Origin of the sequence: Mesorhizobium sp. M4A.F.Ca.ET.020.02.1.1 (assembly GCF_004022645.1) — a bacterium.
In the GTDB taxonomy this organism is placed as follows: Bacteria; Pseudomonadota; Alphaproteobacteria; order Rhizobiales; family Rhizobiaceae; genus Mesorhizobium.
Window position 1 is genome coordinate 1 of record NZ_RZOI01001438.1, and the last position, 383, is coordinate 383.

General features: G+C 67.4%; 1 protein-coding gene. It reads left to right on the forward strand.

What is annotated here, in order from left to right; genetic code table 11:
- A partial coding sequence (locus EN742_RS37565) for an FAD-dependent monooxygenase (protein ID WP_189375793.1) occupies nt 1–383 on the forward strand: 383 nt, incomplete at both ends.

Sequence of the window (383 nt, forward strand, 5' to 3'; positions counted from 1 at the left end):
GCCCCTTCGCCACGCTGCCGCTGAAACCCGACGAGGACGGCACCAACCGTTCGTCGATCGTCTGGGTCGAACGGACGGAAGACGCCAAAACGCTCGTGGAAGGCGACGATCTCGTCTTCGAGCATGAACTCGAACAGCGCTTCGGCCTCAAGTTGGGAGAAATCCGCGTCGCCGACAAGCCGCGCGCCTGGCCGCTCGGCCTCACCATCGCGCGCGCCTTCGTCGCGCCGCGCATCGCACTTGCCGGCGACGCCGCGCACGGCATCCATCCGATCGCCGGCCAGGGCCTCAATCTCGGCTTCAAGGATGTGGCCGCACTTGCCGAGGTGATCGTCGAGGCCGACCGGCTCGGCCAGGACATCGGCGCTCTAGACGTGCTGGAG